The organism is Paenibacillus taichungensis, from assembly GCF_003287275.1.
In the GTDB taxonomy this organism is placed as follows: domain Bacteria; phylum Bacillota; class Bacilli; order Paenibacillales; family Paenibacillaceae; genus Paenibacillus; species Paenibacillus taichungensis_A.
On sequence record NZ_QEVW01000033.1, the window covers coordinates 1 to 25813 of the forward strand.

General features: G+C 41.8%; 35 protein-coding genes. 27 read left to right on the top strand and 8 right to left on the bottom strand.

Going from position 1 to position 25813, the window contains the following annotated elements; all coding sequences use genetic code 11:
* The 18 genes from DC345_RS30135 to DC345_RS32500 all read left to right on the top strand — a co-directional run.
* Positions 1–1681: DUF456 domain-containing protein (locus DC345_RS30135; protein ID WP_397333805.1), on the top strand; the 1681-nt coding region annotated here is incomplete at its 5' end.
* Positions 1682–1684: 3 nt separating this feature from the next.
* A complete protein-coding gene (locus DC345_RS30140; protein WP_113056274.1) occupies positions 1685–2338 on the top strand; it encodes a hypothetical protein in 654 nt (217 codons plus the stop codon).
* An 11-nt stretch (positions 2339–2349) separates the two neighbouring features.
* Positions 2350–3330, top strand: coding sequence for an XkdQ/YqbQ family protein (locus DC345_RS30145; protein ID WP_113056275.1), 981 nt, complete (start codon positions 2350–2352; stop codon positions 3328–3330).
* Positions 3330–3653, top strand: coding sequence for a DUF2577 family protein (locus tag DC345_RS30150; protein WP_113056276.1), 324 nt, complete (start codon positions 3330–3332; stop codon positions 3651–3653). Before DC345_RS30145 ends, DC345_RS30150 begins: the two co-directional genes overlap by 1 nt.
* 3 nt (positions 3654–3656) lie before the next feature.
* A complete protein-coding gene (locus DC345_RS30155; protein WP_258530927.1) occupies positions 3657–4100 on the top strand; it encodes a DUF2634 domain-containing protein in 444 nt (147 codons plus the stop codon).
* Positions 4097–4921 (top strand): baseplate J/gp47 family protein, encoded by an 825-nt coding sequence (locus DC345_RS30160; RefSeq protein ID WP_113056277.1) that lies wholly within the window; start codon positions 4097–4099, stop codon positions 4919–4921. Before DC345_RS30155 ends, DC345_RS30160 begins: the two co-directional genes overlap by 4 nt.
* Complete coding sequence (locus DC345_RS30165; protein WP_113056278.1) at positions 4918–5571, top strand: DUF2313 domain-containing protein; 654 nt, start codon at positions 4918–4920, stop codon at positions 5569–5571. The genes DC345_RS30160 and DC345_RS30165 overlap by 4 nt, the downstream gene beginning before the upstream one ends.
* On the top strand, positions 5571–5891 hold the full coding sequence (locus tag DC345_RS30170) for a hypothetical protein (RefSeq protein ID WP_113056279.1): 321 nt from the start codon (positions 5571–5573) through the stop codon (positions 5889–5891). The genes DC345_RS30165 and DC345_RS30170 overlap by 1 nt, the downstream gene beginning before the upstream one ends.
* A 31-nt stretch (positions 5892–5922) precedes the next feature.
* Entirely contained in the window at positions 5923–8727 is a 2805-nt protein-coding gene (locus DC345_RS30175; protein ID WP_146752174.1) for a hypothetical protein, read from the top strand.
* On the top strand, positions 8727–9335 hold the full coding sequence (locus DC345_RS30180; RefSeq protein ID WP_113056281.1) for a hypothetical protein: 609 nt from the start codon (positions 8727–8729) through the stop codon (positions 9333–9335). Before DC345_RS30175 ends, DC345_RS30180 begins: the two co-directional genes overlap by 1 nt.
* A gap of 12 nt (positions 9336–9347) precedes the next feature.
* Positions 9348–9785: a hypothetical protein gene (locus DC345_RS30185; RefSeq protein ID WP_181586784.1), complete on the top strand. Its 438-nt coding sequence runs from the start codon at positions 9348–9350 to the stop codon at positions 9783–9785.
* Positions 9775–9978 (top strand): hypothetical protein, encoded by a 204-nt coding sequence (locus DC345_RS30190; protein WP_113056283.1) that lies wholly within the window; start codon positions 9775–9777, stop codon positions 9976–9978. The genes DC345_RS30185 and DC345_RS30190 overlap by 11 nt, the downstream gene beginning before the upstream one ends.
* A gap of 86 nt (positions 9979–10064) precedes the next feature.
* The gene (locus tag DC345_RS30195; RefSeq protein ID WP_113056284.1) at positions 10065–10460 is read left to right on the top strand and encodes a hypothetical protein; all 396 of its coding nucleotides are present in this window, start codon (positions 10065–10067) and stop codon (positions 10458–10460) included.
* Positions 10461–10554: 94 nt separating this feature from the next.
* Positions 10555–10833, top strand: a complete 279-nt coding sequence (locus DC345_RS30200) for a hypothetical protein (RefSeq protein ID WP_258530928.1) — start codon at positions 10555–10557, stop codon at positions 10831–10833.
* Positions 10834–10845: 12 nt separating this feature from the next.
* Positions 10846–11124, top strand: coding sequence for a phage holin family protein (locus DC345_RS30205; RefSeq protein WP_113056286.1), 279 nt, complete (start codon positions 10846–10848; stop codon positions 11122–11124).
* Entirely contained in the window at positions 11111–12460 is a 1350-nt protein-coding gene (locus tag DC345_RS30210; protein ID WP_113056287.1) for a GH25 family lysozyme, read from the top strand. The genes DC345_RS30205 and DC345_RS30210 overlap by 14 nt, the downstream gene beginning before the upstream one ends.
* A 339-nt stretch (positions 12461–12799) precedes the next feature.
* Positions 12800–13300, top strand: a complete 501-nt coding sequence (locus tag DC345_RS30215; RefSeq protein ID WP_113056288.1) for a hypothetical protein — start codon at positions 12800–12802, stop codon at positions 13298–13300.
* 96 nt (positions 13301–13396) lie between these two features.
* The gene (locus DC345_RS32500) at positions 13397–13903 is read left to right on the top strand and encodes a VanZ family protein (RefSeq protein WP_113056289.1); all 507 of its coding nucleotides are present in this window, start codon (positions 13397–13399) and stop codon (positions 13901–13903) included.
* A gap of 410 nt (positions 13904–14313) precedes the next feature.
* On the opposite strand, the gene DC345_RS32305 is transcribed toward DC345_RS32500, so the two are convergent.
* Entirely contained in the window at positions 14314–14448 is a 135-nt protein-coding gene (locus DC345_RS32305; protein WP_256984622.1) for a hypothetical protein, read from the bottom strand.
* A gap of 116 nt (positions 14449–14564) precedes the next feature.
* Between DC345_RS32305 and DC345_RS30225 the strand changes: the two genes are divergently transcribed.
* From DC345_RS30225 to DC345_RS30250, 5 genes are all read left to right on the top strand, one after another.
* Positions 14565–14771: a helix-turn-helix domain-containing protein gene (locus DC345_RS30225; RefSeq protein WP_113056290.1), complete on the top strand. Its 207-nt coding sequence runs from the start codon at positions 14565–14567 to the stop codon at positions 14769–14771.
* Positions 14772–14986: 215 nt separating this feature from the next.
* The gene (locus DC345_RS30230) at positions 14987–15565 is read left to right on the top strand and encodes a hypothetical protein (protein WP_113056291.1); all 579 of its coding nucleotides are present in this window, start codon (positions 14987–14989) and stop codon (positions 15563–15565) included.
* A 27-nt stretch (positions 15566–15592) separates the two neighbouring features.
* Positions 15593–15922 (top strand): hypothetical protein, encoded by a 330-nt coding sequence (locus DC345_RS30235; protein WP_113056292.1) that lies wholly within the window; start codon positions 15593–15595, stop codon positions 15920–15922.
* Positions 15923–16275: 353 nt separating this feature from the next.
* Entirely contained in the window at positions 16276–16569 is a 294-nt protein-coding gene (locus DC345_RS30245; RefSeq protein ID WP_181586785.1) for a hypothetical protein, read from the top strand.
* Positions 16570–16583: 14 nt separating this feature from the next.
* Positions 16584–16919: a YolD-like family protein gene (locus tag DC345_RS30250; protein WP_113056294.1), complete on the top strand. Its 336-nt coding sequence runs from the start codon at positions 16584–16586 to the stop codon at positions 16917–16919.
* A 69-nt stretch (positions 16920–16988) separates the two neighbouring features.
* Here DC345_RS30250 and DC345_RS30255 read toward each other — a convergent pair whose 3' ends face one another.
* The gene (locus tag DC345_RS30255; protein WP_113056295.1) at positions 16989–17195 is read right to left on the bottom strand and encodes a hypothetical protein; all 207 of its coding nucleotides are present in this window, start codon (positions 17193–17195) and stop codon (positions 16989–16991) included.
* Positions 17196–17573: 378 nt separating this feature from the next.
* Here DC345_RS30255 and DC345_RS30260 point away from each other — a divergent pair, with 378 nt between their 5' ends.
* Positions 17574–17915 (top strand): hypothetical protein, encoded by a 342-nt coding sequence (locus DC345_RS30260; protein ID WP_113056296.1) that lies wholly within the window; start codon positions 17574–17576, stop codon positions 17913–17915.
* Positions 17916–18592: 677 nt separating this feature from the next.
* Here the strand turns inward: DC345_RS30260 and DC345_RS30265 are convergent.
* From DC345_RS30265 to DC345_RS30285, 5 genes are all read right to left on the bottom strand, one after another.
* Positions 18593–18862, bottom strand: a complete 270-nt coding sequence (locus tag DC345_RS30265) for a helix-turn-helix domain-containing protein (RefSeq protein WP_113056297.1) — start codon at positions 18860–18862, stop codon at positions 18593–18595.
* Positions 18863–19061: 199 nt separating this feature from the next.
* Positions 19062–19718 carry a ZIP family metal transporter gene (locus DC345_RS30270; protein WP_181586786.1) on the bottom strand — a complete coding sequence of 219 codons (657 nt, stop codon included), beginning with the start codon at positions 19716–19718 and terminating at the stop codon, positions 19062–19064.
* A gap of 53 nt (positions 19719–19771) precedes the next feature.
* Positions 19772–19984, bottom strand: coding sequence for a helix-turn-helix domain-containing protein (locus DC345_RS30275; RefSeq protein WP_113056299.1), 213 nt, complete (start codon positions 19982–19984; stop codon positions 19772–19774).
* A gap of 153 nt (positions 19985–20137) precedes the next feature.
* A complete protein-coding gene (locus DC345_RS30280; RefSeq protein WP_113056300.1) occupies positions 20138–20569 on the bottom strand; it encodes a sigma-70 family RNA polymerase sigma factor in 432 nt (143 codons plus the stop codon).
* 206 nt (positions 20570–20775) lie between these two features.
* Positions 20776–21099: a hypothetical protein gene (locus DC345_RS30285; RefSeq protein WP_113056301.1), complete on the bottom strand. Its 324-nt coding sequence runs from the start codon at positions 21097–21099 to the stop codon at positions 20776–20778.
* Positions 21100–21290: 191 nt separating this feature from the next.
* On the opposite strand from DC345_RS30285, the gene DC345_RS30290 reads away from it, so the two are divergent.
* The 3 genes from DC345_RS30290 to DC345_RS30310 all read left to right on the top strand — a co-directional run bounded on the left by DC345_RS30290 (position 21291) and on the right by DC345_RS30310 (position 24968).
* Positions 21291–21854 carry a hypothetical protein gene (locus tag DC345_RS30290; RefSeq protein WP_113056302.1) on the top strand — a complete coding sequence of 188 codons (564 nt, stop codon included), beginning with the start codon at positions 21291–21293 and terminating at the stop codon, positions 21852–21854.
* A gap of 1732 nt (positions 21855–23586) precedes the next feature.
* Positions 23587–23904: a hypothetical protein gene (locus DC345_RS30305; RefSeq protein ID WP_113056305.1), complete on the top strand. Its 318-nt coding sequence runs from the start codon at positions 23587–23589 to the stop codon at positions 23902–23904.
* Between the two features lie 437 nt (positions 23905–24341).
* Positions 24342–24968, top strand: coding sequence for a polysaccharide deacetylase family protein (locus DC345_RS30310; RefSeq protein ID WP_113056306.1), 627 nt, complete (start codon positions 24342–24344; stop codon positions 24966–24968).
* An 82-nt stretch (positions 24969–25050) separates the two neighbouring features.
* Here DC345_RS30310 and DC345_RS30315 read toward each other — a convergent pair whose 3' ends face one another.
* Complete coding sequence (locus DC345_RS30315; RefSeq protein WP_113056307.1) at positions 25051–25776, bottom strand: hypothetical protein; 726 nt, start codon at positions 25774–25776, stop codon at positions 25051–25053.
* Positions 25777–25813 lie beyond the last annotated feature (37 nt).

Genomic DNA, 25813 nt, shown 5'->3' on the forward strand with positions numbered 1-25813 from the left:
CGGCACTCGTAAATTTGGTGGCGGTGGATCTTCCCCGATCGGTGGTTCTGACCTTGTGTCCAGTATGAACGTTAATGCCACTCGTGTTTACGTTAATGGCAGCATGGGTGGCAATGGCGGAGGAAATAGCAAGAACAGACGTAAGAATAGAAGAAATAGCGGCTCAGGTGGATCAAAGTCGAAATCCAACACTTCGAGCAAAAATACAACCAGAACGGATATTGTGAGTGATAAGAAGTCAAAGCCGCAAACGTCAACGAAGTCAAAAGTTAAAGACGTTTCCGCTAAGACTCCCAAAACGCCAAAATTCAGTCCTAAACTCGGTGCCGATGGTTTGTTGTCAACAGGTGGTAAAACTATCGGGGGTGCGGCCAAAGGCGTAATGAAGGGCCTTGGCGTGCTTGGCACGATAGCCAATGTGGGCATGTCTGCTTATGACATGTATGACACAGCAAAAGAACAAGGTTGGAAAGAAGCGATTTCCACAAAGGGTGGTTCGACGGTTGGTAGCTTAGCCGGTGGCACCATCGGTGGTCTAGTTGGCTCGTTGTTAGGTCCGCTTGGTACAGCTGCAGGTGCTGCAGTTGGTAGTTGGGCAGGTGAGAAACTTGGTGCTCTTGCTGATTCAAGTGGACTTACTCGTGACATCGTGGATGGTGTCTCGAATCTTACTGATTCTATAAAAGGATGGATGGGGTTTGGTCCGAAGGAAGAACCGAAATCCATTCCTGTCACGCCTCAGTTGCCGAAAGAAGCTTTTATCTCAACGACCGCATCCACGACGAAGGAAGGCGAACAAAAGATAAAGGAAACGATGGAAAGTGTCGTTTCCAATATACAAAAGAGCGGGCTCAAGCAAGGACTTACAGATGCTATGAACGAGAGCGGCGTTAGCCAAGCCGCAGATCATATTAAGGATAAGCTTGTTGGCATGTTCAAAGGTTCTGAGTCAAAACAGGCTGAAAGTAACGTCAAAGCCGTTGGGACAGCAGCCAAGGAAACCGAACAGAAGGCTAAGGATCTAGGCGTTACAACGAAGAATAGCACAAGGGACATTATCAGCGGTAACGGCCAAGCTGCATTGAGTTTTAGCGGTGTGAGCTCATCAGCGAAAAGTGCGATCGATCTGACCCGTCAACATCTTGAATCGCTCTCTACTGTATCAAGCAAAGGAAGCACATGGGGAAGCAATCTAATTAGCATGATGGCAGCGGGTATGCAAAGTAAATTCCCGACTTTGACCAGCATTGTGTCAAAGGCTGCAGGCGTTATTAAGGATTACCTTGGATTCAGTTCACCGACCAAAGAAGGGCCTGCCAGCAAGTCGGACCGATGGGCGGGAAATTTCGTTTCCATGTTCTCGGATGGATTGCGGCCGGACTCTATTAGAGATCGAATGAGTGTGATTGCTGGGACAATGCGGGAGGGTGTGGATGGCATTGAGGGTCCGAATCTATCTGTTAATAATATTCCTGTCCGTACCACTCCGTTGACCGCCCAGACATCTGGTGGAAGCAAGTCTGTAACGATCGGCAATGTCACTGTTGATCTCGGAGGAATTGCAGCAGGCATTACAGATTTCCAATCCTTTGCCAAGGCTCTGACAAGCCCAGAAGGGCGCGCATTGATCCGTGATGTCACTGGTGAAGAAATATACAAAGCATTGGAGACAGGGGGTTAAAGCATGTTGGCAATGTCACAGGGTGCCATTCGGTTGACCTTCCCGATCACTCCGGCCGAGGTACAAATTACAACCGGAAATGATGTCGATACATTTAATAACATCATAGGTCAAGAGAGGACAGGCAAACCCACTGCCAAGTTGCAGCGGGTTTCTTTTTCGACCATTTTGCCACGCGAATGGCGTGAATTGTGGGAGACGGATAAGAAACAGACTGTTACTTACAAACGACCAGAAACGACGTGGCAGCTGCTTGAGAAGTGGAAGCCCAAGCCAGTCGTGTTGAATTTTGAGGAATTGTTTTCCCAGACTATGTTGATCGAGAACATGGATATTGTTTATAAAGACGGCCAAGGCAACATTCACATGACGATGAGCCTGGTCGAGCATAAGCCGGTTAAGATCGTTTCATATAGCAATACCAAGCAACTCCTGAAGCCTGGCGTAATTATAACGAAGTCATCCAAGAGTCGGCCCAACACAACGGCCAAGTCCAGTAAAAAGGACAAGAAGAAGACCACCAAAAAGAAGAAAAAGGCCAAGGATAAAAAGAAGAGTACAGCTGCGGCAAAGGATGCTGCTGATAATGCAACGGGTGCATTTGATTACACAGGTCGCAAAAGCAAGATTGCAGCAGCCAACAACAAAGTGAAGTAAGGAGGGCGACCATGGATAAATTTGCAGTCATATACGGTAAACAGGATGCCAGGTCTGCCCTGACTCCGGCTATAACGGACATATCTTGGTCATCGCAACGGGATGAAATCGCGCGCAGTTTGACGGTTCGGCTGCGTGACATTCCAACGGTTAGTGTGGCCGGTATGCTGATGTGCTTTTCCCACCGGATCGGCAAGGCGCTCCTGCATCACAAGAACCAGTTCTTTCATGGTCCGATCATTGACTACGAAAAAGATGAATTTACAGGTGCATGGGAGATTAAAGCCCGCGAAATTGGTTGGTACCTTGCCAAGAACAAAGGGACTCGGCCGTATTTGAAAGGTGAAGCAGGGGCTGAGTTGCAGAAGTACATTCAGACGACTGGTGTTGACTTCCGTTGCCCAAAACTTGGTTTTACCCTGGATGAACGATATGGGACGATGGCGCATTCAGAGGTCATATTGGATGTGTTGCAAAAGGCATATGAGCGTAGCGGCTACAGGTACCATGTGGATGCTATCCGGACAGAAACTAATTTTTACCTGCAGGTCGTTCGTGAAGGGACAAATGAGCGGGTACCCATTTTTGTTCCTGAACAAATGGAAGCCAGCAGCGCAGGATACAACATTGAGGACACGTATACGGTTGTGACTGCCCAGAAGTACAAGGATGACAAACTATCAGCATCAGTCACTAAAACGGATGCCAGTGCATTGAAGACATTCGGTCGCATGGAAGAGATCATCGAAGTGGAAGAAGACGAGAACCCGACGACAGTGGCGACGCAACGGTTGAAGGCCATGGCTAAGCCTAAGCAGATCAAGAAGATCACCGTACGTCATGAGGACCATACATTGGCTGGATTACGGGCTGGCTGGCTCGTCCTGATCAAGACAACTGTTGTCACCAAATGGATCGTGGAGAGTGCCGACAGTAGCTGGAGCAATGGCATATTCACGGTCAAGTTGGCTTTAGAACGGAGGGAAGCATAATGATGGGTGATGCAATCAAACTATTATATGAAAAAGCAGCGGGTCGCATCGATGCGCGGGATACAGAACGTGCAACCCTCCTGAGCTGGCCGAATCCTAAAATTGAAGTGGATGGAGATCCTTACCCTTACGAGTCGGAAAGCCTGGTCTTTGCGGATTACCTGCAGGAACGTGAAATTGAAGTTACGTTTGATGTGATTGAGCCAGCTCCAACAATGATGAAAGGGAAGCTACTGATCCCTAGCCCGTTGGAGGTCGGTGATAGATTACTTGTTTCCCGCATGACGGGTCAGCGCTATTACGTACTTGGAAAGGAGCGGTAACCCGTGGAAGAGGACGAAACGTTATTTCCCGCGATGGATCTTGAAGAGGTAGATGTCACAGATCTGGTGGACAATATCCCATCAGAAACCAAATGGACATACAAAATGGATTACCGTAATCGCAGGGCTGTCCTGGATGAGTCAGGGCGTCCAGTCCGGACAACCAGTTATGAGGAATTTCTTGTTGAAACCGCCATGAAGATCCTTTGTACTGAACGTTTTCAGTATGTCGTCTATGGTGCTGACATCGGCGTTGAAAAATCGGAGTGGCCAGGCTGGGAGGATACTGAAATCATCCGAGATATTGAAGAAGCGTTAATGGCTCACCCGGAGATTGAGCAAGCCGAGGTAACGTTAATGACGCGTGTTGATCGGGGCATGGATTTGACCATCCAGATTACGGGTCTTGTGGGCGTGGCCGAACTCAATGAGGTGATCGATACATGAGCTTAACGATTAATGATTTGCCTAAATTCCCTGTTGTACCTGTGCTTGAAGAAACGCCAGACATGATTTTTCAACGATGGGTTAACCGGGCAATTACGATGGCCAACGAAAGAGGGCTGCCACCGCCTCCTGTGGGTGAGGGGGAGTACTTTTATGATCTTTGGTATCCTATTGCCCAGGAGCTGGCCGAACAACAAGAATTGTGGGGCTATGGCGTGCTGCAGTCAACCCCGATTTGGGCTGATGATGAATTCTTGGATGCGCACGGCTGGGCCGATGGCATGGTCCGTAAGGAAGGCGAATCCAACGATGATTACCGTTTGCGGATTTTGGATAAGGCATTTGTGGAGGAAGGAAACGGCCGCCGTAAGGACTATGAAATGTGGGCCAAAGAAATTCAAGGCGTTGGTGGTGCGGTTGCAGTTGAAAAGGAACGGCACGATAATTCCATTGATTTATATCTGACGGATGCGAGTGGCCAGCCAATTACGTTGGAGTTTGCGGAGCAAGTCAAAGCGCTAATGTGGGACGATTACCGTATAGCTGGTCACGATCTGGCCGTGTATCCTGCTCCGATCTTCCTGGTCTCTGTTAAAGCTAAATTGGAAACTTCGGAAGACCTGCAGCAATTGGTCGAACAGATCCGTCAGCGGGTAATGGCATATGCTAATGGTCGCAGCAAGCTGTTATACAACTATATTGCCGCTCTCTTGCTCGTGCCAGGCGTGGAGAACTACAGTGAATTTACCCTTAATGATGATGTTCAGGACGTTGATGTTCCACCTGTATCGTTCCTGCAGATTGAGGTGGTGCTGCTATGATTCCTGTTCGGTACCGCGAGGTACTTGCCCCGTACTGGTATGAAAACGAAGTAGCAGGCTGGCACTTTGGGGTGATGGCAGAAGAGATTGATCTACGGGAAAAGAAGATGGATGAATTAGTCGACCAGTTCTTACTGCAGAGGGCAACTTGGGGCCTTGATCTTTCGGAGTGGATTTATTTCCGGACGGAGCAGATTGGCACAATCGAACAACGTCGAGAAGCCATTCGCAGGAAAAGACTTGCTAAGAAACCATTCAAACTGCCCATTCTCCGACAGATCGGTTCGCAGTATGGTAAGTTACTGCAGGTGCGTGAGGAATTCCTTGCCAAAGAGATCCACTTTGAATACGACAGCAGCTCCCCAATCAACATGGCGGGGCTATTTGATGATTTTGAGTACATTCGCCCCGTTCATATTAATCGTGCAGTACCTGTGGCCAAAACATCGACACCAGCCATCACATTTGGCGGGAAAGGTTTTTCACACTCCGTAGATTTTCCGATCTGCGGGTTTGAAATGCCACTAGAATTGGGGACGAGTGGCGTATTGGCTACTCAAAACGTCACGGTGGGCGCAGTGACATCATACGCCCGGATTGACAGTCCAATTACAGGATTAGAAATACCCATGCAAGGAGGGACGCCATAATGGCAGATATTATTCAACCGTTGATGCTTGATTACGCTGTGACTGATGCGGACTCGCATTTTGACCATGCCCTGGTAAACGTGAGTGGTGAGCTGGTGAAATATCCGATCCACAATACCGTCATCTCCGGAAGATCGATCCGCAAGTACGTGTTCTTGAAAGATACCGAAGTTATCGGAAAACAGATCCTTGGTGCTTCGCTTATGGATAGTCTAGGCCGTACACTTGCGAATCAGCCGTTGAATGTTGTTAAGAACGATCGAGGCTTTCTGATCGGATTCGAATTTTTGATTAAGCTGGAGGTGAAAGCAATTGTATAACAAGCAAACGTGGTTGGACGAGATCCCCGACATGACAAAGCCCATTTATGATGCTGCGGGAAAACAGAAGACAGACCCACAGACTGGGCGTCCATTGTTTGAACTTGTTCAAGCAGGTACTCGAATCACTTCTAATCGTTTGAACAACGTGGAAGGTGGTATTGAAGCAGCTCATACATTAGTCGAGCAATTAGGCAAGGAGCTGGGCGGCAATTTTGTTGTGCCTATTGATGGGACAATGGGGCTTCTGTGTAGCGCCCAGGGTCTTAAAGCGACATGGACTGCCGGGATAGCTTATGTAAACGGTCGCCGGTACCAGGTAGCTGCAGGTGAAATGTCAGTGAATCCAACTCAAGGACAATACTTGTACGTGGACGTTGATGGTGTGGTTAAAAAGACGCCCTCTCAAACAACGGCCAAGAAGGGATTAACGATCTTTTATGTGGCAACTGATACGAGCGGGGTCATTTCAACAACGGATCACCGCGTAAATATTAGCCTGGAAGAGATCTTGAAGAAAATAAAGGATATTGATATTAAAGAAGCTGTTACAGGAGGCGCCAGTGGCCTGATGACGGGTGCTGATGCAAAGTTTGTACGTGTTGATGGTGAAACTAAAACCGGAGCACAAACAAAAGCTGACGCTGTTAAAGAATACGTGAACAGCAGGTTAGATATTCCCCAGCGGACTAAGACAACTTTGCAGCCAGGCTTACAAGTAATTCAAGCGGATCAAGATGCTCCTTTCGCGTTGACCGGACTTACGGGACGTACGCTGGTTAACTTGCTTGGCGTATCAGGACGTTGTGATGTTATCGCTGGTTGGGTTGGTACAACAAGCACATTGAGCGTTGAAACTAAGTACAAAACGTTAGGCGATGCTTCATTGAAAATCACGGGATCAACTGCACAAGGAGGTAGCAAAGAATCTGTTGCTACAATCCCCCTTGAGTCTGGAAAATATTACATTGTCGTTGGAGACGTCATGTTGGTCACGGGTGACAGCATGTCCGTGTCTTTGGGCGGCATTGTAGCAGGTAAATCCAACGTACAAACGGACAAAACAAAGTTTTCCGCTGCATGGAGCGCATATAACTCGAACGTAGCTATTTCGTCGCCCGTCGTAGTATCTATAACGTCGGCGATTACGAGTAGAACTGGATATTTTGATGCTCTACGAGTTTACGAGATCAGCGCATCAGATTACGCGGCTCTTGATAGTTTGACTCCTGAACAGGTAGCGGCTAAGTACTCTTACACTGAAGGCATTAAACCTGTGCGAAATCCGTATGCAATTCGTTATGGTGAAAACTTGTTGCCGCCGTTCTACGAGTATGTTGCCAGTAACAGTAATGTTTTAGACGTGGTCAAACCATACGTTGCGAACGTCAACTTTGCGGCACAGTCAACGTACTCGGTTACGGTAGCTGTGATATCTGGGCAACGATATACGTTAGCACTGAGCCATAACGGGCGGATTGGTGTTAATACCGTAGACGACTCAGGAAATATTGTAGCTGATCTTTCTCAACCGAAATTGAACGTTTGGATTACGGATCAATCGTTGACATTTACTGTTCCCGCAGGAGCTACGAAAGTAAAATTCAATATCAATAACGGCGAGTTCTTGAGTCAGCCCCTAACGTTCTCTAATCCAATGCTTACGATTGGTAATGTAGCAAAACCGTTCAAACCGCGTGAAGATATTATGCTCGCATTACAAACGGAGCTACATGCCAATCCATTAACCGGGGCGAATGCTGACGAAGTGTTCGAAAAGGACGGACAATACTTCAAGTTGAAGAAGTGGCGCAAACGTACCTTAGATGAAAATTCTGGCGTTGAATTAGGTGGTCGCGTAACAGGATATAGACAGTTGGTGCTACTCGACGTAAATGACTACGGGTTACTGGTTACATCTCCCGAAGTAGGGAAGAGTCAAGTAGTCAAATATGACGGCAAAGTTATGGTAGAATCGGGCACGGTTAATGCATCGTTAACTGGCCCCGATCAATATTACTTTAGCATGAACCCGACTTTTACTCGTTTGTACTTTACAGTATCGAATACAGATACCGGGTGGGGTGATTCATACAATCCTACAGCGGACGAGGTTAAGGCGTATTTCATGGGATGGAAGATGTACGATGTAAATACCAATCCTGATGGAAGTGGTGTTTATAACAGAACTGATGGAGTGGGAAAATGGTTTGTTCCAGTTGATCGATCTTCTGGCGGTGTCAACGCACTTCCGACAACTAAGGTTCCAACAGTTACGTCATACCAACTCCTATACCAGCTTGTAACACCGATTGTCGAACCGATCACGTCAGAAGGACAATTGACGTTAATTGAGGGCAGTAATCAGGTGGAAGTGGGAACGGGGATTGTGTTGCGTGAAGAGACGAAACCTGCATTATCGTCTCAATGGGGCACCTACGAGATCAATTCACTCAATGTGGGCGGTGGAGTTGCGTCAAACCCACTAAAATACAAAGCTAAAAAGGTTATGACGATTTATAAAAATGGTCGGTCTGACAAGTGGGAAAGGTCTACGGACGTGAACAGTTACGGCCTTGAACGTGCATATCAATCAGTTGCATTGTTCGATCCTTCAGCTGCTTACACCGTCACATATCTAATGCTGGACACTTTCCCGATAGCTCCGTTTGTCGGATCAGTCCCGGACAATGAAAAGGCGTTACTTACAGACCTGGTACAGGACGTTCAACAAGGTGCAACTTCATTGGCTGTGCTTGAAAGATCATTAAGTGAAGCACTTAAATCCTTGACCCAACAACAAAATAAACGAAACGTTTGGGGGCCGATTGAATAATGGCTAAACAAAATAAATCCCTTGCTCTTTCTAATCCTGCGACCAATACGTCAACGACCATATATAAGGTACCTACCGGAAAGTATGCGGTCGCTAAATCAGTAGTTATAAACAACTCAAGTAATGCAGACTTAACGTTTAGATTGATTATAGGCGGGGCTTATGTCGCGTACACTCACACGTTAAAGAGCAGAGATACGTTAGTGATTAATGACTTAGACTTTCCTTTATTGCCGGGAGAAGAAATAGTAGTCTTGGCTTCTTCATCTTCCCTAACGATTAGGGTGTCAGGATTCGAGAACGATTACGTAGCGTCCGAATACCCGTATATGAAGGTGAATGCTCTTCCTGTTTCGAATATAGGGTTAATTGCAAAGAATTCGGATGTGATTATTCGCTCCGTGATAATTTGCAACACAGGAGCGGCTGTAACTAATATTTATGTGGGAGCACCTTGGACGATAACAAGTAAAGACATCAAGCCTTATGATTCATTGCTGTTACTTAATTTGCAATATTACGTACCAGAAAGTCATAACATCGGTTATCAACAAACTTTAGGCACAGGCGGAACAGTAACGTTCATTTTAGAAAAGGTGGTGCAGTAAATGCTAATCGGAATGAAAGTTTATTACGATGTCAATTCAGGTAATGTAATTGTCATTACTCCAGAATACGCTGGCCCAGTTGTAGAAACCACAAAAGAACAAGACTTTAAATTGTACAAAGCGCTGGAGGAACTTGTACCAGAAAGTGTGGACATGATTCAACTTGGTTACGGGCAATACAATTTAGATCGTTTCGAAGGAAGGGAAATCGTTCGTATTGACTTGGAAACATTAGAACCATTATTCAAAAATCCTGTCAAAGAAGACGAAGAACCAAAGCCTCCAACCTTCTCATTGGAAAGCCAAATCAATGACTTGAAGGAAAAGTTAGCAGAATCAGACGCTCGTAATGAAAAGCTGGCTGAGGAAAACACACTCAATCAACTTGCGCTGATGGAACTGCACGCAATGTTGTTATCAACGCTCCCGGATGCGGGCAATGCGGAATAGGATTGCTTGGTTGCTGATCCGTATGGCCGGAATGATCATGGAAGGGGGTGAGAATATGTTGGCTGTATACGTGGCTATGATTCATAAAGGCGTTATTTCAATTGATGATGTACCAACTGCTGGTGGTAACCGTGACAAAGTAAAAGCGGCTCTCGAAGCTACTGGAATGGACCAAAACGGTAATATCTTGTAACAAGCGTTCCGAAATGGGAACGCTATTTTTATGCCCTCTGATCAACTGGAGGGCATTTTTAAATCCAGTTGAAATGTGGTGAATTTATGCCTTTACTTGATAGTTATTTATTAGACAATTACTTGATTGATGGGTTTGACAAAGACGCGCCTCTTACTCTTTTGGCTTCTGGCAGTGCCGTTGCTTCAAGCAGTACGTCTCCGGTAGTGAGATTTGATACCCAGGCGGCCTGGGCATCTTCATACAACGTAACTGTTAACCAAAATTTTGGTACAATTCCCAAAATGATAATTTTCAAAAGATCAGGTCTTACCGAAAACATATTTCTTAGGGATGTTAAAAATTCACTTGGAAATTCCTTAGTTACAATCGGGAATGGTTCAACTGCTGTCACGACACCGGATTGGTATGTAAATAACTCGCAATTTCGTTTGCCAGTAAATACGCAAGGCCAGACTTACACTTGGGAAGCTTACGGTTGATATAGTATGCAATAAATTGATTTATGCCCTCTGGAGTGGTCAGGGGGATTTTTCATATTCAGATAGAGATGGGGGAAGAAGGGTGGACTTCACTATGTTTATAGCACTCCTGGGCGTGGTCAGCACGATTAGCGGCTTGGTAATCGGGTGGATCGGACGTACCAGGGCTTACAAGGACGAGGTTATCCAAGAAGCGACTCAAGATGCATCGTTACATACAGATGTGTCTTATATCAAACGTGGTATTGATGATTTGCGTGTAGATCTAAGGTTGCAGAATCAACAACTTGCAGGGGTAACTGAACGATTAACCCGAGTTGAAGAATCTTCAAAACAAGCTCACAAACGAATTGATAAAATTGAAGAAAGATAAGGTGATCTTAATATGCAATGGGAAATTATTAACGGTTTGATCGATGCGAGATTAATTATTGTTTTGGCTGCATGTTGGGTCATCGGCTTTGTGTTGAAGAAAACACCACGGGTACCGGACTGGACAATCATTTTTTATGTATCCGCCTTTTCAATCGTCTTCGCTATATTGATGCTTGGTTTGAACGCTGAAAGTGTGATACAAGGCATCCTGACTGCAGCTGTTGCAGTATATGGCAATCAGTTCGTCAAGCAAAGCAAAAAGGGAGTTGACGAGGATGCAGCAGCGTAGAAATAGTAACGTTCAAGGAATCGATGTTTCCCGTTACCAGGGCAAAATTGATTGGCTGCAGGTGAAAGCGGACAAGCGGGAATTTGTGTTCATAAAAGCTACTGAAGGACAAACGTATACCGATCCGAATTTTACGGCCAACGTTAAGGGCGCGTTGTCGGCGGGGTTGCTTGTTGGCACGTATCATTTCTTGCGGGGCACGTCGGCAGAAGTGGCTAAAGCGGAAGCAGCACATTATGCAAAATCCCTCGAGGAGATTGGCGGGGCAAAATCCCTGCAGCTCCCGCCTGTGATGGACTATGAGAATAACCCGAGTGGGATCAGCAAAGCACAGATTAACATTGTAGCCAAAGCATTTCTGACGGAGCTGGAACGGCTGACAGGTGTCAAACCGATCATCTACACGGGCAACTCGTTCGCCACCTATTTTGATACGGGCCTATCCGGTTACGATCTCTGGATCGCACGTTACAGCAACTCTCGTGTTCCAGACGACCAGCCTGCATGGAAGAACTGGACAATCTGGCAGTTTAGCGATGCAGGCAAGGTTCCAGGCATTACGGGCAACGTGGATCTGAATGAATTCAACGGTAGTCTATCAGATCTTAAGGCGAGATATGGAAAGGAGAAGGACATGAATAATCCTTTTGACGGGTACCGACTCACAAGTCCGTTCGGCATGCGGACACATCCGGTTTCAGGAGAGAAAAAGTTTCACAGGGGTGTGGATCTCGTTGTCACACCTGCAGACGGGCCAATCTATGCATTTGTGGCTGGCGAGGTGCTGCATGCCAAAATGGGCATTACTGGATCCGGCTTCGGTAATTACGGTATCGTTGTGGCCATCAAAGATGACAAGGGTTACTTGCATGTCTATGCCCATCTTTCAGCTGCAGGCGTAAAAGTTGGCCAACAAGTCAAACGTGGGCAACTGATCGGCAAGCAGGGCAGTACCGGCATCAGCAGCGGGGCGCATTTGCATTATGAAGTGCGTAAAGCTTGCACACCTCAGTTTGGTTATACGGCCACAGAAGCGGGCGTTGTGGAGCCGACACAATACTTAATCAACTACTATGGGCAAACGCCCGTTAAGGAGGACAAGCCAGTGACAACAAGGGATATTAACGTGCCGAGCAAGTGGGCAGAGGCAGCATGGGCAGAGGTAACGGCAAATGGTTACTATGATGGTACGCGTCCTGGTGCGTTGATTACACGCGAGGAATCGGCTATCGTAACGAACAGGCTAAGGAAAAATTTCCTGGCCTTGATTGCAGGAACTAACGGGGATGTAAAAGAACTGGATTTACGACTGAAAAAGATTGAATCCGAATCCTAACGAATGTATATTATAGGAAATCCGATAGCATCGGTAAATGCCCTGCCAGTGATGGTGGGGCTATTTTTGGAGGTGCGACTTGTCTAAAAAATTATTCAAAAATTATATATTACCTGCTCTACTGATCGTTGCCTTTTTTACATACTGGCATCAGATAGGCGACGTTACATTTAATTTCCCAATCCCATGGTAATACAAAAAGGGACTGCTGGCAGAACGTTGGCAGTTCCTTTTATTTATTTAATTGTTTATATATGTATATATTATATGGGAATCTATTTACACGAAACTCTTTAAATGGTATATTGTGTATATAAAATGTGATTAGGAGGAAATAAAATGAAAAAAATAGCAAGTAGCTTGGTTGCAGGTGCTCTTTTGCTGACACTTACAGCAGGAGCCGTATCAGCAGACTCTACCGTACATACTTTACCTACGGTTCCACCTGCTTCTTCAGCTGTAATCACACCATTTGGTGCTAACGCCCCGGGCAGCAGTGCCTCATCTCACGATTTAACGGCAAGTAACTATAACTACCAAGTTAGTGAAGTAGGAGCACAAGTTTATACCGATAAGTGGTTAACTGGATCAACTACAATGAGTGTTTCAGTAACGAATGTAAAAAATGTAGGTGAGACTCCGGGTAATCTTAATGGAGTAAATGTCGCAATTTTCAACTCAAGCAATAAACAGGTAGCTATTAAGAATATTGATCTTAGTAAATCAACTTCAGGTTCAGTTTCATTTTCAGGTTTGACCTCAAGCAGTAAATATTATGTAGAGTTCTCTGTTCCAAGAAGCGGACTTAAATTCTCTTTTAATGGTACTATATCGAAGTAAGGCACATTCCTTATAGTATAATAAAATGAGAGTCAGATTTTATGACTCTCATTTTTTATTGTGTGAGTGGTAAAAATTTAAATCTAGAAAGTCGAGTTGAGAATTATTAAAAAATTTACTGTTACTATATTTGTTCTCTATCTTCTTTGTTTGATAAATTTTGTGACTATAAAATTCTTTGGGAGTTTCCAGGCAGTCCAGAAAAGAATTGATGATGTCCTTCTGCAAAGAGAATTGTATGATATATGGAACATTTCACTAGTACCTTTTCAGTCAATTAAAGCTTCAATTTATTCTTTCATTCGTGATCCAAGTTTCGGGGTGGTTACTTTATTTTTAATTGGGAACATTTTGATATTTGTACCACTAGGTTTTTTACTACCTTTACTTTTAAAGAAACCTTCGTACATTAGAACAATTCTAGTTTCATTGATCATTATTGTTAGTATTGAAACAATCCAATTTGTGACTTGTCTTGGTATTGCAGACGTAGACGACGTACTCCTTAACATGTTAGGTAGTTCTATAGGATACGTTACGTTTGTTATAACTGAGAATTTGTTTGCTATAAGACAAAAGGTTTATAGCTCTAATAGTTTTTAAAGCAGCTCCAACATCTTATTTGTTGGAGCCTTTTTTGTTACACATATATTTTTATCAAGCATCGTGTCCGGCTCTTATTTGTCTGCAGCACAGCGGCAGCTTTGCGTCCCAGTAATCGCTTGAAGATCCGGACCGCTTGATAGTATTTATCTGCTCCAGTCACATAAATGTATGTGATGTCTCCTGCGCTATTATACTTCCAAGGTAAAATCATCCCCAATCCAACCTTTCTGTTATTTTCTGAAATTCAAGACCGACAGTATTAAAGCAATGACGGAGATGACGAGGCCACCTAATGCAATGGTCCAAATTGCGAAATTCATCCTAAGCCCTCCTAGTGGAAATTTAATTGCCGTTTATGATAAGATTGGGGTGAGCAGGCGCTGTATTAGCCGCCTACTCGGGAACTTTTAACGTTTGCGTGGTCCGCGGCGTTTGGTTCCTTTTTTCTTATTCTTGCTCTTAGCGGCACTTAGCATATTGACGATGGCTGTCGTCATGTTTGCGATCGCTGTTAGGAGCAAGACCCAATCTAACGTTTTCATTGCTGTTGTTCACCTCCTTACATATATAATTATACAACGAATATCGTTGAAAGTAAACGAATATAGTTGAATTATGCATCGCAATATTATATATTTAATTTGAGGTGAGACTATAAATGTTAAAGTTGAAGCTGGCTGAACTCATTGACGAACGTGGCTTGAATACTCGGCAACTGAGTAAAATGACGGGCATTCGTTGGAATACGATTGCTGATATGGCCGAGAATAAATCGAAGGCTTGGTCACCGGATAATCTTCATAAAATCATGATCGCACTTGAACTTGATCATATATCTCAGTTAATTGAATACGTAAAGGAGTAGCACGGATCATCCTGCTACTCCTTTTTTTCTTGTTTAATAGGTAAATTGTAGTGAATATTAAATTTTAATTCAGAAAAATATAATCATTTTTCTGTTAAATAATGTCGAATGCTAGGTGTTTATTGGTTTTATGTGTTATTGTATATATATGTAATTGGGATATTATTCAAATTATTTCATCTCATTTACATAAAACAATACGGAGGTTATTAATAATGAAAAAAGCTCTAGCAGCATTCGCACTCACATCTGCACTAGTTATTCCAAGCGCATCTTTTGCATCAGCTGAAACCGTTATTCAACCAGTATCAAGTAACCAATCAGAAGTCACAATTACTAATTTAGGTCAATCTGCAAATGACTCTTTGTTCGCTTCCCAGTCTCAAGCAGCAGTGATTAATAAAGGTAGCGATACATCTGTAATAACTCCAATGTCTACAGATGGTCAAAATATATACTACGAATTTAAAGATGTATCTTCCAACATCTGGTCTGACAGTAGTCTTCCTCTTCATAGATCTGGATCAATTAGTTTAACTCTGGTACAATCTACTGGAAGCTGGTTGAATCCAGCGACTGTATCTTATCAGTTCGCAACCAAGGATGGATCTAAAAAATCTTCTGTTCTTCAAGTTGTGGGGAACGTTGATAGTAAGAATACGACACTGAATTTTAGTGACGTTCCAAAAGGAACAGCGAGCAATCCAGTTTTCTTGATTATTGTAAACAAAACTCCGAAGAACAGTGCCGGCAATACAATGCAAATCTATGGTAATGGGTACACAACTGGTTGATTTTTTTTAAAAGAAAGGAAGAATATTATGCGGAAAAAAATTATAACTTCGATATTGGCTGCATCAGTAATTGGTGCAACTGCAATTGCTGGGACATCTTTGATTCAAGCATCTGGGGATAATGTTGCTGATTCGAAATACACTTCCAACGAAACTCTTCCAGCAAACTTAAAGTATGATTCTGACCATCCTGATGAAATTCATGTGAAGGATCATGGTGTCTTTGTAAAAGTTGATTCAAATAAAATTGATTACAACAAAGAAGAAGTTGTTAATGACGTACAAAAAGTTACTGATGACACTAGTGTAATTGTTGCGTATGATGCAACATATATTAAACAAAGTGACTGGAAATAACTTTAACATTAACGTATAAGTTCGGAAGCACAAGGAGAAGAAATCTCCTTGTGCTTTTTTTGTTTTTATTTCCATTGAATATCGAACGTACATTCGCATATAATAATGAAAAAGCAAACATACGTTCTGTCTATCGGAGGGATGAACATGCCAGTTAAATACTTAGGTTGGTTGGTTGAGATTATTTATGAGGATCAAAGCGGCAAGATTACAAAGCGACGTATCCAGGTCAAGAGTATACGATCGGGAATGATTAAAGCTGATGATCTATTGTCGGGTCAGCCACGTACTTTCCGCGAATCAGGTTTACTGGCATGCTATCCGATCAGGACGACAGTACAGGGGGCTTAATCATGTTGACGGATTTTGAACGGAAGGTACTGAGGATCTTGTATAATTACAGTAGTGGGCGACGACGGCTGCCTACAATTCATGAATTGACTGTTAAAACGGGTAAAGGGGATAGAGCAGTTATGGCCGCCTTGGAGACCCTTATTACAACTGAGTACATACATTGGGAAGATAAGTCGGATACGGCTAACATATTGATCCTTGAGGGCTGGGAGCGAGATTCTGAGAAGCCGAAGCTTCCCAATATAGTACCGGTGGCTAACCCCAACAACACGGATTATTGGACCCAATACTGAGGAGGGCGTAAACTATGGCTAGCAAATTAACAGGTAACGGGATCATTGAAGGATCTCGCATTATCCTTCCGGAACATCGTGAAGCATACATAAAGGCCATTAGTGAACAGGAGAGACGAGGGAAACCTGTCCTGGACGAACAGGAAATACAGCTGATCGAGGAAGCGATCCTGGAATCGTACCAGGAATGCAGATCTATCACATTGACTGTATTTAATCCGTTCGATGACGAGGAGCTGCGGGGCGTTGTCACATCGATCGATAAGCCAAACAGGAGAATCAAACTTGTCCGGGCTGAAGAGGATTACAGTTGGCCTAAAATAGAAGAGATTATTAGTGCGAGTATTTGAAAAGCATGTTCCGAGCACGCCACCATATATAATAGAAAGAGACGGGATCAATTGACTGGTCTCTTTCTACTACTTCCACCACTTATCAAAACGAACCTCTAATCGATTACCTTCTGAATTAAAAGAGATCTCGAACATGTTTCCTTCAGCATCTTCACGAATTCGTTTGTTGTCCTTTATATAGTAAATTGATGCACCTAATTCTCTCGCTTGTTTACGTGCATGTTGATTGGCACGCATCAGAATATCTTGGAGTTGTTCTCGATTGGGATGCATCATCATACCTCCGTTTCTCGATAATTTCCCGCATCTTACATCAATTATTCCAGTCTTACAAGTATCGATATTATTAAGTACCAAATGGGGGGCGACGCCCCTCGCCTCCAATAGTAGTATAAAAAAGCACCATGAAGGGTGCTTTTTTTTGTTTTTTATGCACTGTGGTTTGAGAAGCCCTTTAATTACTGGAGTTTTACCAGCAACTATAGGGCATCAGAATTATTTTCTTTAATCTAAGGTATGCTGGGGTGTCAGTTGATGTCAATGTACTTCAATCTGGAAAGTTAAATAAGATTTATAGGTACAGGGGCACTGGTGAGAGAAGAAGCCATCATTAAGGATTCAGATAAAGACTGAAGTGATGAGATTTATGGTTTGCAATATTATCATGCTCTAGAAACACGCTCTCTTTCCAAAGCAGATGGTATTTACGATAAGATGGTTTATAAATGGGATGTGAGCAAGAAAAAATACATTAAGGTCATCTATGGTCAGGATGAGATCGAGGATACTAAACAGAAAAAAGTAGATAATATCAGTTCTAAAATGGCTTTGAACCTTTTGCAAAATGCTTGTAAAAAACAGATTTCCATGCCAGTACCAATCACTCTTAACAACTTTAACAAGAAGCTGGAAACGCTTGTTTATAAAAAAAACACTAAAAAGTGCTTATACAATCAATGTATTGTTTTATCCTATCTCTTGTGGTCTTCTTAAACTTTTTCATACGAGAGCTTCTGAATGATGATCTTGTCGTTTCAAATAGGTTGAAGCGTTCAATTATATTTTTTTTGAGAATAGACAATTGCTCATAAATAGGAGAAGAAGGGGCAAAATTAGAGATTTATTAGTACTGGGATTAGTATGGATACTGCATATATTTAATGTTTTTTTACTTATTGAGGATAAGGTGGTTAGTATAGCTACATTATATTTGAATGACTGGCTTAAGGGAGTAAAAAACAAATCATGAATTTGTTTAGTGATATCTTGGTGGTGTTCTAACATTTTGCATCCCATTTGTTTTGTTTTGATATATATCATACATATGGCTAGTTCAGGGCGTATTAGATAAGTCAATTTTTTCTTTAAACATTTCCTCTTGGGTCTTCAGTAAATCATCGTCTATATATGGTTTTTTTCCTGCTCTTGAACTCGGCATCCCTGTTTTGGGTTCCTAGGTATAAGTGTCCATATATCCAGATAGCGGTATCAGAATCGTTAAGCCAACGCTTATACTCATTTTTCAAGTTGGGTTTACTTAAGTCCGTTGGAACGATAAAATCTTTCAATAACTGTCTGCACTTTTCTTTTGAAACTCATCGATAATATAGTGCATCAAAATTACTGGAGACCAATCCTTAATGATATATTCAGCATGTGAGGGACAAGCATTAACAACTTTCTTGATAAGTAGTAGCTGTTCCCCGTTCAGTTTTACTTCTTCCAGGTATTTTCTCTTTAAGTAGAGATTCCATACCAAGGGAGTTATAGTTCTTTATGTATCTTTGAATAGTCCGTTCGCTCACTCCTAAGGTTTCGGAAATCTGTCTCACGGTTTTACCATGACTGAAGTGTTCAATGGCTATAAGAGCCTTAGTGTTATATGCTTGCTCATCTTTAAGTTCAGGTTGGTTGCTAGGATTCTCAGTTTTCGTATTCATATACTTGCCTCTTCTTCAGCTATTATTTAATTTCATTAATTTAAGACTAAATAATATAAAGTAAAATTTCAAATATTGGGATGATACAGGAATTAGCAGTTACAGTACGTTATAGCGTTGTCCAATGCCGCCGATATACATAAATACTTGATACTAATTGTAGTCACCAGGGTTATATGGCGTATTTTTTACAAAGACATCAATGCATAAATACATGAAGCCCAAAATAGATTGCACAACCAACGAAAGGATAAATATTTGCAAATTTCAGTCTTGAGCGGCTAATCTCAGTTGAAAGAGTAGTTAAGGACATATGGATGAAGATCCCTGATGAAAGAGAGATCGCAATTCCAGCTAACTCACTGAAAATCTCAGGGCTAGTTACTAAAAAACTCGCTATAACCATGCCCAATACGGTAAAGAAATTTATGGCAAGAAGATATAAAAAGAGATTGATTTTACGTTTTATTCGAGAAGCAAGTATTAGAGAAAACATTATCATTTCAGTGAATTTATGCAGAAGCATTGACAAGACAACTAATGATCCAAGACTAGTTCCCGCCAAGATACCAGTAATCATAATTGTTCCGTCAATAAAGCTGTGTAAACATGCACTAATCATTAATAGCTTTAAAGACAGATGTACTTTCCGCTCATTAGTATGTTTTTGACCACCTTGATGAAACAGCAGGGGAACTAGGATGCCTAAAACGATGAAAATAGGCCCGTTGTGAGAATACTCAACTGCAATAGGAATCAACTCAACAACAGTGAATGCTAACAACACACTCATAGTCAGTAAAGATATTTTAGAATAATTATTGGTGATCCAATTAGTATGTGGATTTACAACCATTGCCGAAATAAAGGAAATTACAACTAGTCCATTGCTAATTAGTAGTATTAACATCACAGGCTCATTTCTCCTTTTTCTATATCCCAATTATGTACTACTTCAATAAATTTGATGATAAGATCTTGTTTCAAATCATCCCTATTTTGAAAACTCGTTTGATGAAGTGATTTTTTAATTTTGGGTTCAAATCTTTGTATGATCTCCATCATAGCTTGTGTATTGTTTCGTTTTGCTTGGGAAATTAAGTCGTTTAAATTATTTTTCATTTTTTTCCTCCTCGGAGTTTTTCTTGATGGCATCAATTAAATTTCTTATTGTCTCGCTAATACATCTATTTTCCTTTTAAATCGAAGAAGCAAGTATATGTAACTCCTATTGGAAAACCCATATTTCCAATCATTTTTGCTCCAAAAGGGACGTCATCCATTTTTGCTCCCTCCTAACGTACTGATTTCTCGTCTCATTTTTATTAATGCAGTTTTCTTTGTTTTGGAGACACTTTGTTCGGAGATGTTTAGTAGCCTAGCTATTTCCGTATTCTTCAATTCTTTACTGATTGAAAGGTTCAGTATTTGGCGTTCTTTCGTTGTTAGATTCATAAAAGTGGCATACAGATCAGGATCGCTAATTTGATTCTCTAATATTTCGCTATTTTGAATAGCATCTTCTTCAACTCCTGAAGTTAGTTCCTTATAATCAGTATCATCTAGAATTAATGCAAAGCGTTCATTAAATTTTCTGTTTTTTTTATCAAAGTTAATAGAGTTGTAATGTAATAGACTGGAAATATATGCGACAAACCTCTTCTCTTCCTCTACTTTATCTTCTACATAAGAGTCATCGTGGTTCAAAGAGACCTCCCCCTTTTTTTAATATAAAGAGATATGAGAAATAAAAAAAACAACCAAATTAAGAACAAATGTTCTCTTTTTTATTATACCACATATCGGTGGGTAGTATATTAAAATACTTATAAGAGTTTTTATTGGATTAAAATAGAAAAAGAAGTAGTTTGTTCTATAAAGAACAAACTACTTCTAGGGAAACTTAATACCTATTAAACGAAGGTGTATCCTGGCAAGGAGCTAGCTGCGATGTAACGAACCAAGTTTTTGTTTACTCTGAATACCCAGGCTCCATTCTGTGATTTACCTGAGACGATAGCGCCTTGAGTGAAATAATCGGCAATGTAGTGTCCGGTACCATTATGTGGAGATCCTGTTGCTATCAAATACTCTCCGCAACCCGAGCACTGGTAGAAATTTGCATTATAGAATCCTGACAATCTTTCACCGGTTGCATCATCTTCTACTCGTGATGCACTTCCTTTCATAACCATTCGATGACCACCATTCAATACTGGACATGGGTTTTCTGCCATTAAAATCTCTCCCTTATAAATAATTTTAAGTGCGTTCTTTTTAAGTTGATCGCGCTTATATTAGATAAAGAGCTTTAAACACCTAGAAAAACAACCTATATTAAAAATATTATAATTTCTTGAAATGTATTTTGGATTTTATACGTAATATATGGTAAGGTTATCCTTAACTAGAAGGAGGTAATTACAGAATGAAGAAATTATCGTGGATTATGGGATTAACTTTATTATCTGTTATTTTAGTAACAGGGTGTACTAAAGCCACTACTCCAAATGATTCAGAAACACAGTCACCAGTTGAGAATTCAGAGACTTCTGAAAATGAGCAGGCATCTCAAGAAGCAATTAAGGCGGCTGAAACTTATAAGACAAAAGAATATACAATTAATGAAGTTCCAGAAACTTCTGAAGAAATCTTTGTAGAACGTAATAAAGAGTTGGAGCCTTTCTTTGCTGAAAATCTTGAAGAAAAACCCGTTAATGCGAGCAACATTGCTATAGCTTTACGAGTTGCGATAACCCAACAAGCATCATTAAAACCAGAAAATATGGAGTTCACGGTCTATCAGGAGCTTGAAAATTATTTTGATTTGGATTATACAATGGACCTCGTATTAGAAAAGCAGAATGGAGAAAATGAACGTATTCCTCTAAAAGGGAGATTGACACTTGTAAGTAAGGATGGAAAGTGGCTTGTTCAAGCTGACGATTTTGACAAACCAGCGTTTGCGGAGCTTTTGCGAGATGAGAAGTAACAAGTAAGGAAGGGCGCTAGATATGGCGCCTTTTTTATTTACTTCGAAATCATTTCTGGGGCCAGTGAATATAGGTTTGTTGTATCTAAGTATGACCTTTCGTTATAAATTGTCCAGGTACAGGTACCAGATTAATCAGTCATGAAATGGAAATTTCCAATTATATACCTGCAATATTGATATAGCCTCCCAGATTGTAGATACATTCAGCCATAATGAGGGAAAGAAATTAATAAGACTATGGATAGGATAGAAAAAATTAACCTAATCACACTGCCAAATATCAACATAACAAAAGCAATAAGACCACCGCTGATGATGTGAGTATATCCCATATAATAAATGTATAGCGTTCAAAATTACTTGTATCAAACGTAGGACTGCAGTCCATTTCAAATTATGAATTAACTTACACGGTATATTCAATATATAGGATATATTATATAACGCATTTGCTGCTATTAATCTTTTAGATTTAGCATCTGTATCTTTTATTTCGTGGGCCAGTCGATCTGTGTTGAAAGTTTCAACATAGTTAACGAATATGCTTTTTCATACGTTGTAACGTCTTTACTAACGCTCTCCTCTTCTTTGACCATGGTTTGATTGCTATCATTCTCACCAGAGATGGAGAGAGCAGATGCAAGAACTCTTAAATTCGTACTTCTCATCCAAACTTGAGATTGCTGTCCATATATAAAGAAATACAAGAGAAAATATGGCTAACTTCCTTTCAATTTAAATCCTCCTTAATTGTTGAGTACTACAGGTGCATATTTATTGTGTAAAGATGCCATCTTGATATATGGACTCATCATAAAGCCCTTGTGAGCCATAGGGTATTTCAATAGAGTTTCCATTTAAGATGATGTCATCCTGTCCCTCTACATTCATACAAGTACAAGTGGGTTTGATCCGTCTCTAGAGCCATAAAGTTATAGCTGAATGCCCAAAGATAGGTTTGATCAATTTGATTACTCACTGCTACTTAAAATTTCTGGTGTGCCATCTTCATCGAAATCATGTTCTTTCAGGTAAATGCTGAATCCTTCAGAAAGATTACCATGTTTGTCGAATGGCCCATTCTTATTTATGAGGCAAGTCGAATTTCCAAACTGACTGCATACTTTCTAAGAAACAGCCACAGATTGATTTCGTTTGGGTTATCATTCCTGACAATGACTGAGGCGGTTTCGCAATCCAAATTTAGTTTTAACTCTTTCTCTACATCTGTAGTGTCCCATATCAAGAATCCATTAAGATATTTCAATGGGGTCTGTTGCAGTTGAACTGACCTCAACTGGCGTAGTTTGTAAACAGATTTATCGGCCTCTTTAAAACTTTCTGTGGGAGCAACAATACTAGCCACTGATTCCTTTACATATTCGGAATTTTGATTGCGCTTCTTTTTATTTTTGCATACTTACTGGATAAATCTTCGTGTTTAAGATAGGGACCCTCATAATCACCGAAATTTTAGCGTACAATAAAGCTCGTTTCGAAGGTGAAGTTATACCGAGTAATGACGTGTACCCAACAGATTTTATTATGAAATAACAGTCTTGGATATAGTTCCGTTATTTTGTTTAATGAGGATGTACGTGAGCGATATATTGACTATTATCATGATACTTTTGATCTTGTTTGGGAGGAGTTTACATGTTGTATATAGGTCAAGTCAATCACTGGAAGAAGGCATGATTATTTTCTTGAAAGACAGGATAAAGAGAGAATGAAAAGCCAACTTGAATATACTAAAAAGTTATTTCTAAGAACAGATCAATACTTTCGTACTGTATTAAATCTTATGGAGGGAGATAGGTATAAAACGATTTCTTCCTTGGGAATGAGCGTGGATAATTTACCTCGCGACTACAACAAGGTGCTCATCTTATTCGATGAACTTGATTTAATAGAATTGAGTGAAATTCAAGATAATGATATAACACTATTTAATACTAAGACTAACGTATTCAAAGAATCCTATTTCAGATTATTTCACATATTTGAAGAAGCATTACAAAAAGTATATAACAATTTAAAAAAGTAACTTTTATATTAGGTTACACTACCTCTCTATATTCAGTAGCATCATTCGGCGACGAATTCTGGTTTTGTATAGCACAGTTCGCCTCCATTAGAGCGCTGTATGGATTCGCAGAACTGACAGCATCCATCATATGGGGCAAAGTATTATCTAGTTCAAGGTGAAAGCCAACGGACTTCATATTTTGGAATAACTATCCCTTTCATCCTTGGCAATCTTCTGAAAACATGATGACGAATCGAAGCCGACTTCGGCAGAATTGGAGGATGGTTTGCCTTTGCCAGACAGCTTATGTAATGGAATCCTGATGCTCGAATCGTGGAACTGACCGCCATCCTATTCCAATTGCATACTGTGATCTCTGGACTAGACCGGAGCATACAATCATGGAATAATAAGGGAGAATGTAGACAGGCAGTTGCAGAGAGGGGCATTGCTTTATGGTCAATATCGCGATGGTAGAGCAGGAATCTGTTCGGGAAAAGGTTGTGGCGTTCACGTTTGATGATGGGCCTCATCCGGTATATACACATCAATTGCTTGAGATATTCCGCAGTGCGGGTGGGCGGGCGACGTTTTTCATGATTGGCAAAGAGATGGAGGCTTACCCGGAGATTGCGGCGGAGGTGCACCTTGAAGGGCATGAGATTGCAAACCATACGTACACGCATCCGGACCTGACAAAGCTGACGCTGGAGGAAGCCGGAGAGGAACTGCAACACGCAGAAAATCTTGTTCAAGAAATTACGGGGCAACCTGCCCGCTGCTTCCGACCGCCGTATTTTGGCGTAAACGATGACATTCTTTCTCTGGCGGCGGAGCGCGGATACCAAACGATTGGTGCGGTAAACGGTGATGCAAGGGATTGGAACAATCCCGGCGTGGAGCACATTCTGGAGCATACCCGGTCTGCGGTAAAACCCGGGAGCGTGCTCATATTCCATGACGGGTACGGGGATCGTTCCGAAACGGTGGAGGCGGTACGCGTGCTGGTGGATGAACTTGCCGCGGAAGGGTACCGTTTGGTCACGGTAAGTGAATTGTTGAGAGTTTCCTCTAATCAGTAAACAGGAATAGGATAGAGTGGGCCCATCATTCATTGGAATGATAGGGCCTATTAATTGTCCAGTATCCACCGACCTCGAAATGTTAATTATTAAAAATCGGTTCCGTGCGAAGCAAATAGTTACCCCTTACCTCCGCAGCCCAATAGGCAAAGACTTCTCTCCATTGAACACTGTTAAAGAAATCGTCTACGGATTGGTTGTCGGAATCCCAGTCAACAAAGATGTTGAGAGGTGTTATTCCTCCAGCCCAAATTCCATTACTGACGTCCGTTCCCCTTTCTCTTACTAGTAAGATTGGAATGCCGAATTGAAAAGCCATGGCAGGCTCGATTTGAGAAAAGGTCGAACCTTCCCAGAACGGAGTGGTCGTTGGGGGCTCCCCTACATTGGATTCCAGAATTTGAACATAAAATCTGCGGAAGTTGATTGCGAGCAATCCATAGCTTGAAAAAACCAGGCGTCGTATATTCGTTAGAATGTTTTCCGGGTATTGTTCACTAACGGGCAAAGTGCGGGGAAAGAGCAATGCATCTTCAATTTCCCTAACCAGACGGTTCAGAAATTGCTCTTGCAGATCATTTACCGTGTTGGTTGTACTCAAAAATATAGGAATACGAAAAGCACGGTCCACGCATGCATCGATAGCCGATGATGTACCCTTTTCATTATGGATGGGCTTATTCGGATTTGAGGCGGCGGAGGTTCTTAAATGGCCACGGACGGGTGGAAGTTCGGTTACCATGCTTACGGGAGAAAGCTTTTTCATGGCAATAGGTTGGGCCTTAGCTTTATTTTTTGGATTACTCAAGGTTCACATCTCCAATGCAATAATCTGGTTATATTTA

What these genes read in the sequence shown, in the direction of transcription:
- DC345_RS30160 (WP_113056277.1), top strand. Translation starts at nt 4,097, where the DNA reads ATGAGCTTAACGATTAATGATTTGCCTAAATTCCCTGTTGTACCTGTG.
- DC345_RS30175 (WP_146752174.1), top strand. Translation starts at nt 5,923, where the DNA reads ATGACAAAGCCCATTTATGATGCTGCGGGAAAACAGAAGACAGACCCA.
- DC345_RS30310 (WP_113056306.1), top strand. Translation starts at nt 24,342, where the DNA reads ATGGTCAATATCGCGATGGTAGAGCAGGAATCTGTTCGGGAAAAGGTT.
- DC345_RS30145 (WP_113056275.1), top strand. Translation starts at nt 2,350, where the DNA reads ATGGATAAATTTGCAGTCATATACGGTAAACAGGATGCCAGGTCTGCC.
- DC345_RS30225 (WP_113056290.1), top strand. Translation starts at nt 14,565, where the DNA reads ATGTTAAAGTTGAAGCTGGCTGAACTCATTGACGAACGTGGCTTGAAT.
- DC345_RS30185 (WP_181586784.1), top strand. Translation starts at nt 9,348, where the DNA reads ATGAAAGTTTATTACGATGTCAATTCAGGTAATGTAATTGTCATTACT.
- DC345_RS30275 (WP_113056299.1), bottom strand. Translation starts at nt 19,984, where the DNA reads ATGAAAAATAATTTAAACGACTTAATTTCCCAAGCAAAACGAAACAAT.
- DC345_RS30255 (WP_113056295.1), bottom strand. Translation starts at nt 17,195, where the DNA reads ATGCATCCCAATCGAGAACAACTCCAAGATATTCTGATGCGTGCCAAT.
- DC345_RS30305 (WP_113056305.1), top strand. Translation starts at nt 23,587, where the DNA reads ATGAAAAGCCAACTTGAATATACTAAAAAGTTATTTCTAAGAACAGAT.
- DC345_RS30285 (WP_113056301.1), bottom strand. Translation starts at nt 21,099, where the DNA reads ATGGCAGAAAACCCATGTCCAGTATTGAATGGTGGTCATCGAATGGTT.
- DC345_RS30205 (WP_113056286.1), top strand. Translation starts at nt 10,846, where the DNA reads ATGCAATGGGAAATTATTAACGGTTTGATCGATGCGAGATTAATTATT.
- DC345_RS30170 (WP_113056279.1), top strand. Translation starts at nt 5,571, where the DNA reads ATGGCAGATATTATTCAACCGTTGATGCTTGATTACGCTGTGACTGAT.
- DC345_RS30265 (WP_113056297.1), bottom strand. Translation starts at nt 18,862, where the DNA reads ATGAATACGAAAACTGAGAATCCTAGCAACCAACCTGAACTTAAAGAT.
- DC345_RS30235 (WP_113056292.1), top strand. Translation starts at nt 15,593, where the DNA reads ATGCGGAAAAAAATTATAACTTCGATATTGGCTGCATCAGTAATTGGT.
- DC345_RS30140 (WP_113056274.1), top strand. Translation starts at nt 1,685, where the DNA reads ATGTTGGCAATGTCACAGGGTGCCATTCGGTTGACCTTCCCGATCACT.
- DC345_RS30245 (WP_181586785.1), top strand. Translation starts at nt 16,276, where the DNA reads ATGTTGACGGATTTTGAACGGAAGGTACTGAGGATCTTGTATAATTAC.
- DC345_RS30195 (WP_113056284.1), top strand. Translation starts at nt 10,065, where the DNA reads ATGCCTTTACTTGATAGTTATTTATTAGACAATTACTTGATTGATGGG.
- DC345_RS30165 (WP_113056278.1), top strand. Translation starts at nt 4,918, where the DNA reads ATGATTCCTGTTCGGTACCGCGAGGTACTTGCCCCGTACTGGTATGAA.
- DC345_RS30150 (WP_113056276.1), top strand. Translation starts at nt 3,330, where the DNA reads ATGATGGGTGATGCAATCAAACTATTATATGAAAAAGCAGCGGGTCGC.
- DC345_RS30250 (WP_113056294.1), top strand. Translation starts at nt 16,584, where the DNA reads ATGGCTAGCAAATTAACAGGTAACGGGATCATTGAAGGATCTCGCATT.
- DC345_RS30210 (WP_113056287.1), top strand. Translation starts at nt 11,111, where the DNA reads ATGCAGCAGCGTAGAAATAGTAACGTTCAAGGAATCGATGTTTCCCGT.
- DC345_RS32305 (WP_256984622.1), bottom strand. Translation starts at nt 14,448, where the DNA reads ATGAAAACGTTAGATTGGGTCTTGCTCCTAACAGCGATCGCAAACATG.
- DC345_RS30215 (WP_113056288.1), top strand. Translation starts at nt 12,800, where the DNA reads ATGAAAAAAATAGCAAGTAGCTTGGTTGCAGGTGCTCTTTTGCTGACA.
- DC345_RS30290 (WP_113056302.1), top strand. Translation starts at nt 21,291, where the DNA reads ATGAAGAAATTATCGTGGATTATGGGATTAACTTTATTATCTGTTATT.
- DC345_RS30270 (WP_181586786.1), bottom strand. Translation starts at nt 19,718, where the DNA reads ATGGTTGTAAATCCACATACTAATTGGATCACCAATAATTATTCTAAA.
- DC345_RS30180 (WP_113056281.1), top strand. Translation starts at nt 8,727, where the DNA reads ATGGCTAAACAAAATAAATCCCTTGCTCTTTCTAATCCTGCGACCAAT.
- DC345_RS30230 (WP_113056291.1), top strand. Translation starts at nt 14,987, where the DNA reads ATGAAAAAAGCTCTAGCAGCATTCGCACTCACATCTGCACTAGTTATT.
- DC345_RS30190 (WP_113056283.1), top strand. Translation starts at nt 9,775, where the DNA reads ATGCGGAATAGGATTGCTTGGTTGCTGATCCGTATGGCCGGAATGATC.
- DC345_RS30200 (WP_258530928.1), top strand. Translation starts at nt 10,555, where the DNA reads ATGTTTATAGCACTCCTGGGCGTGGTCAGCACGATTAGCGGCTTGGTA.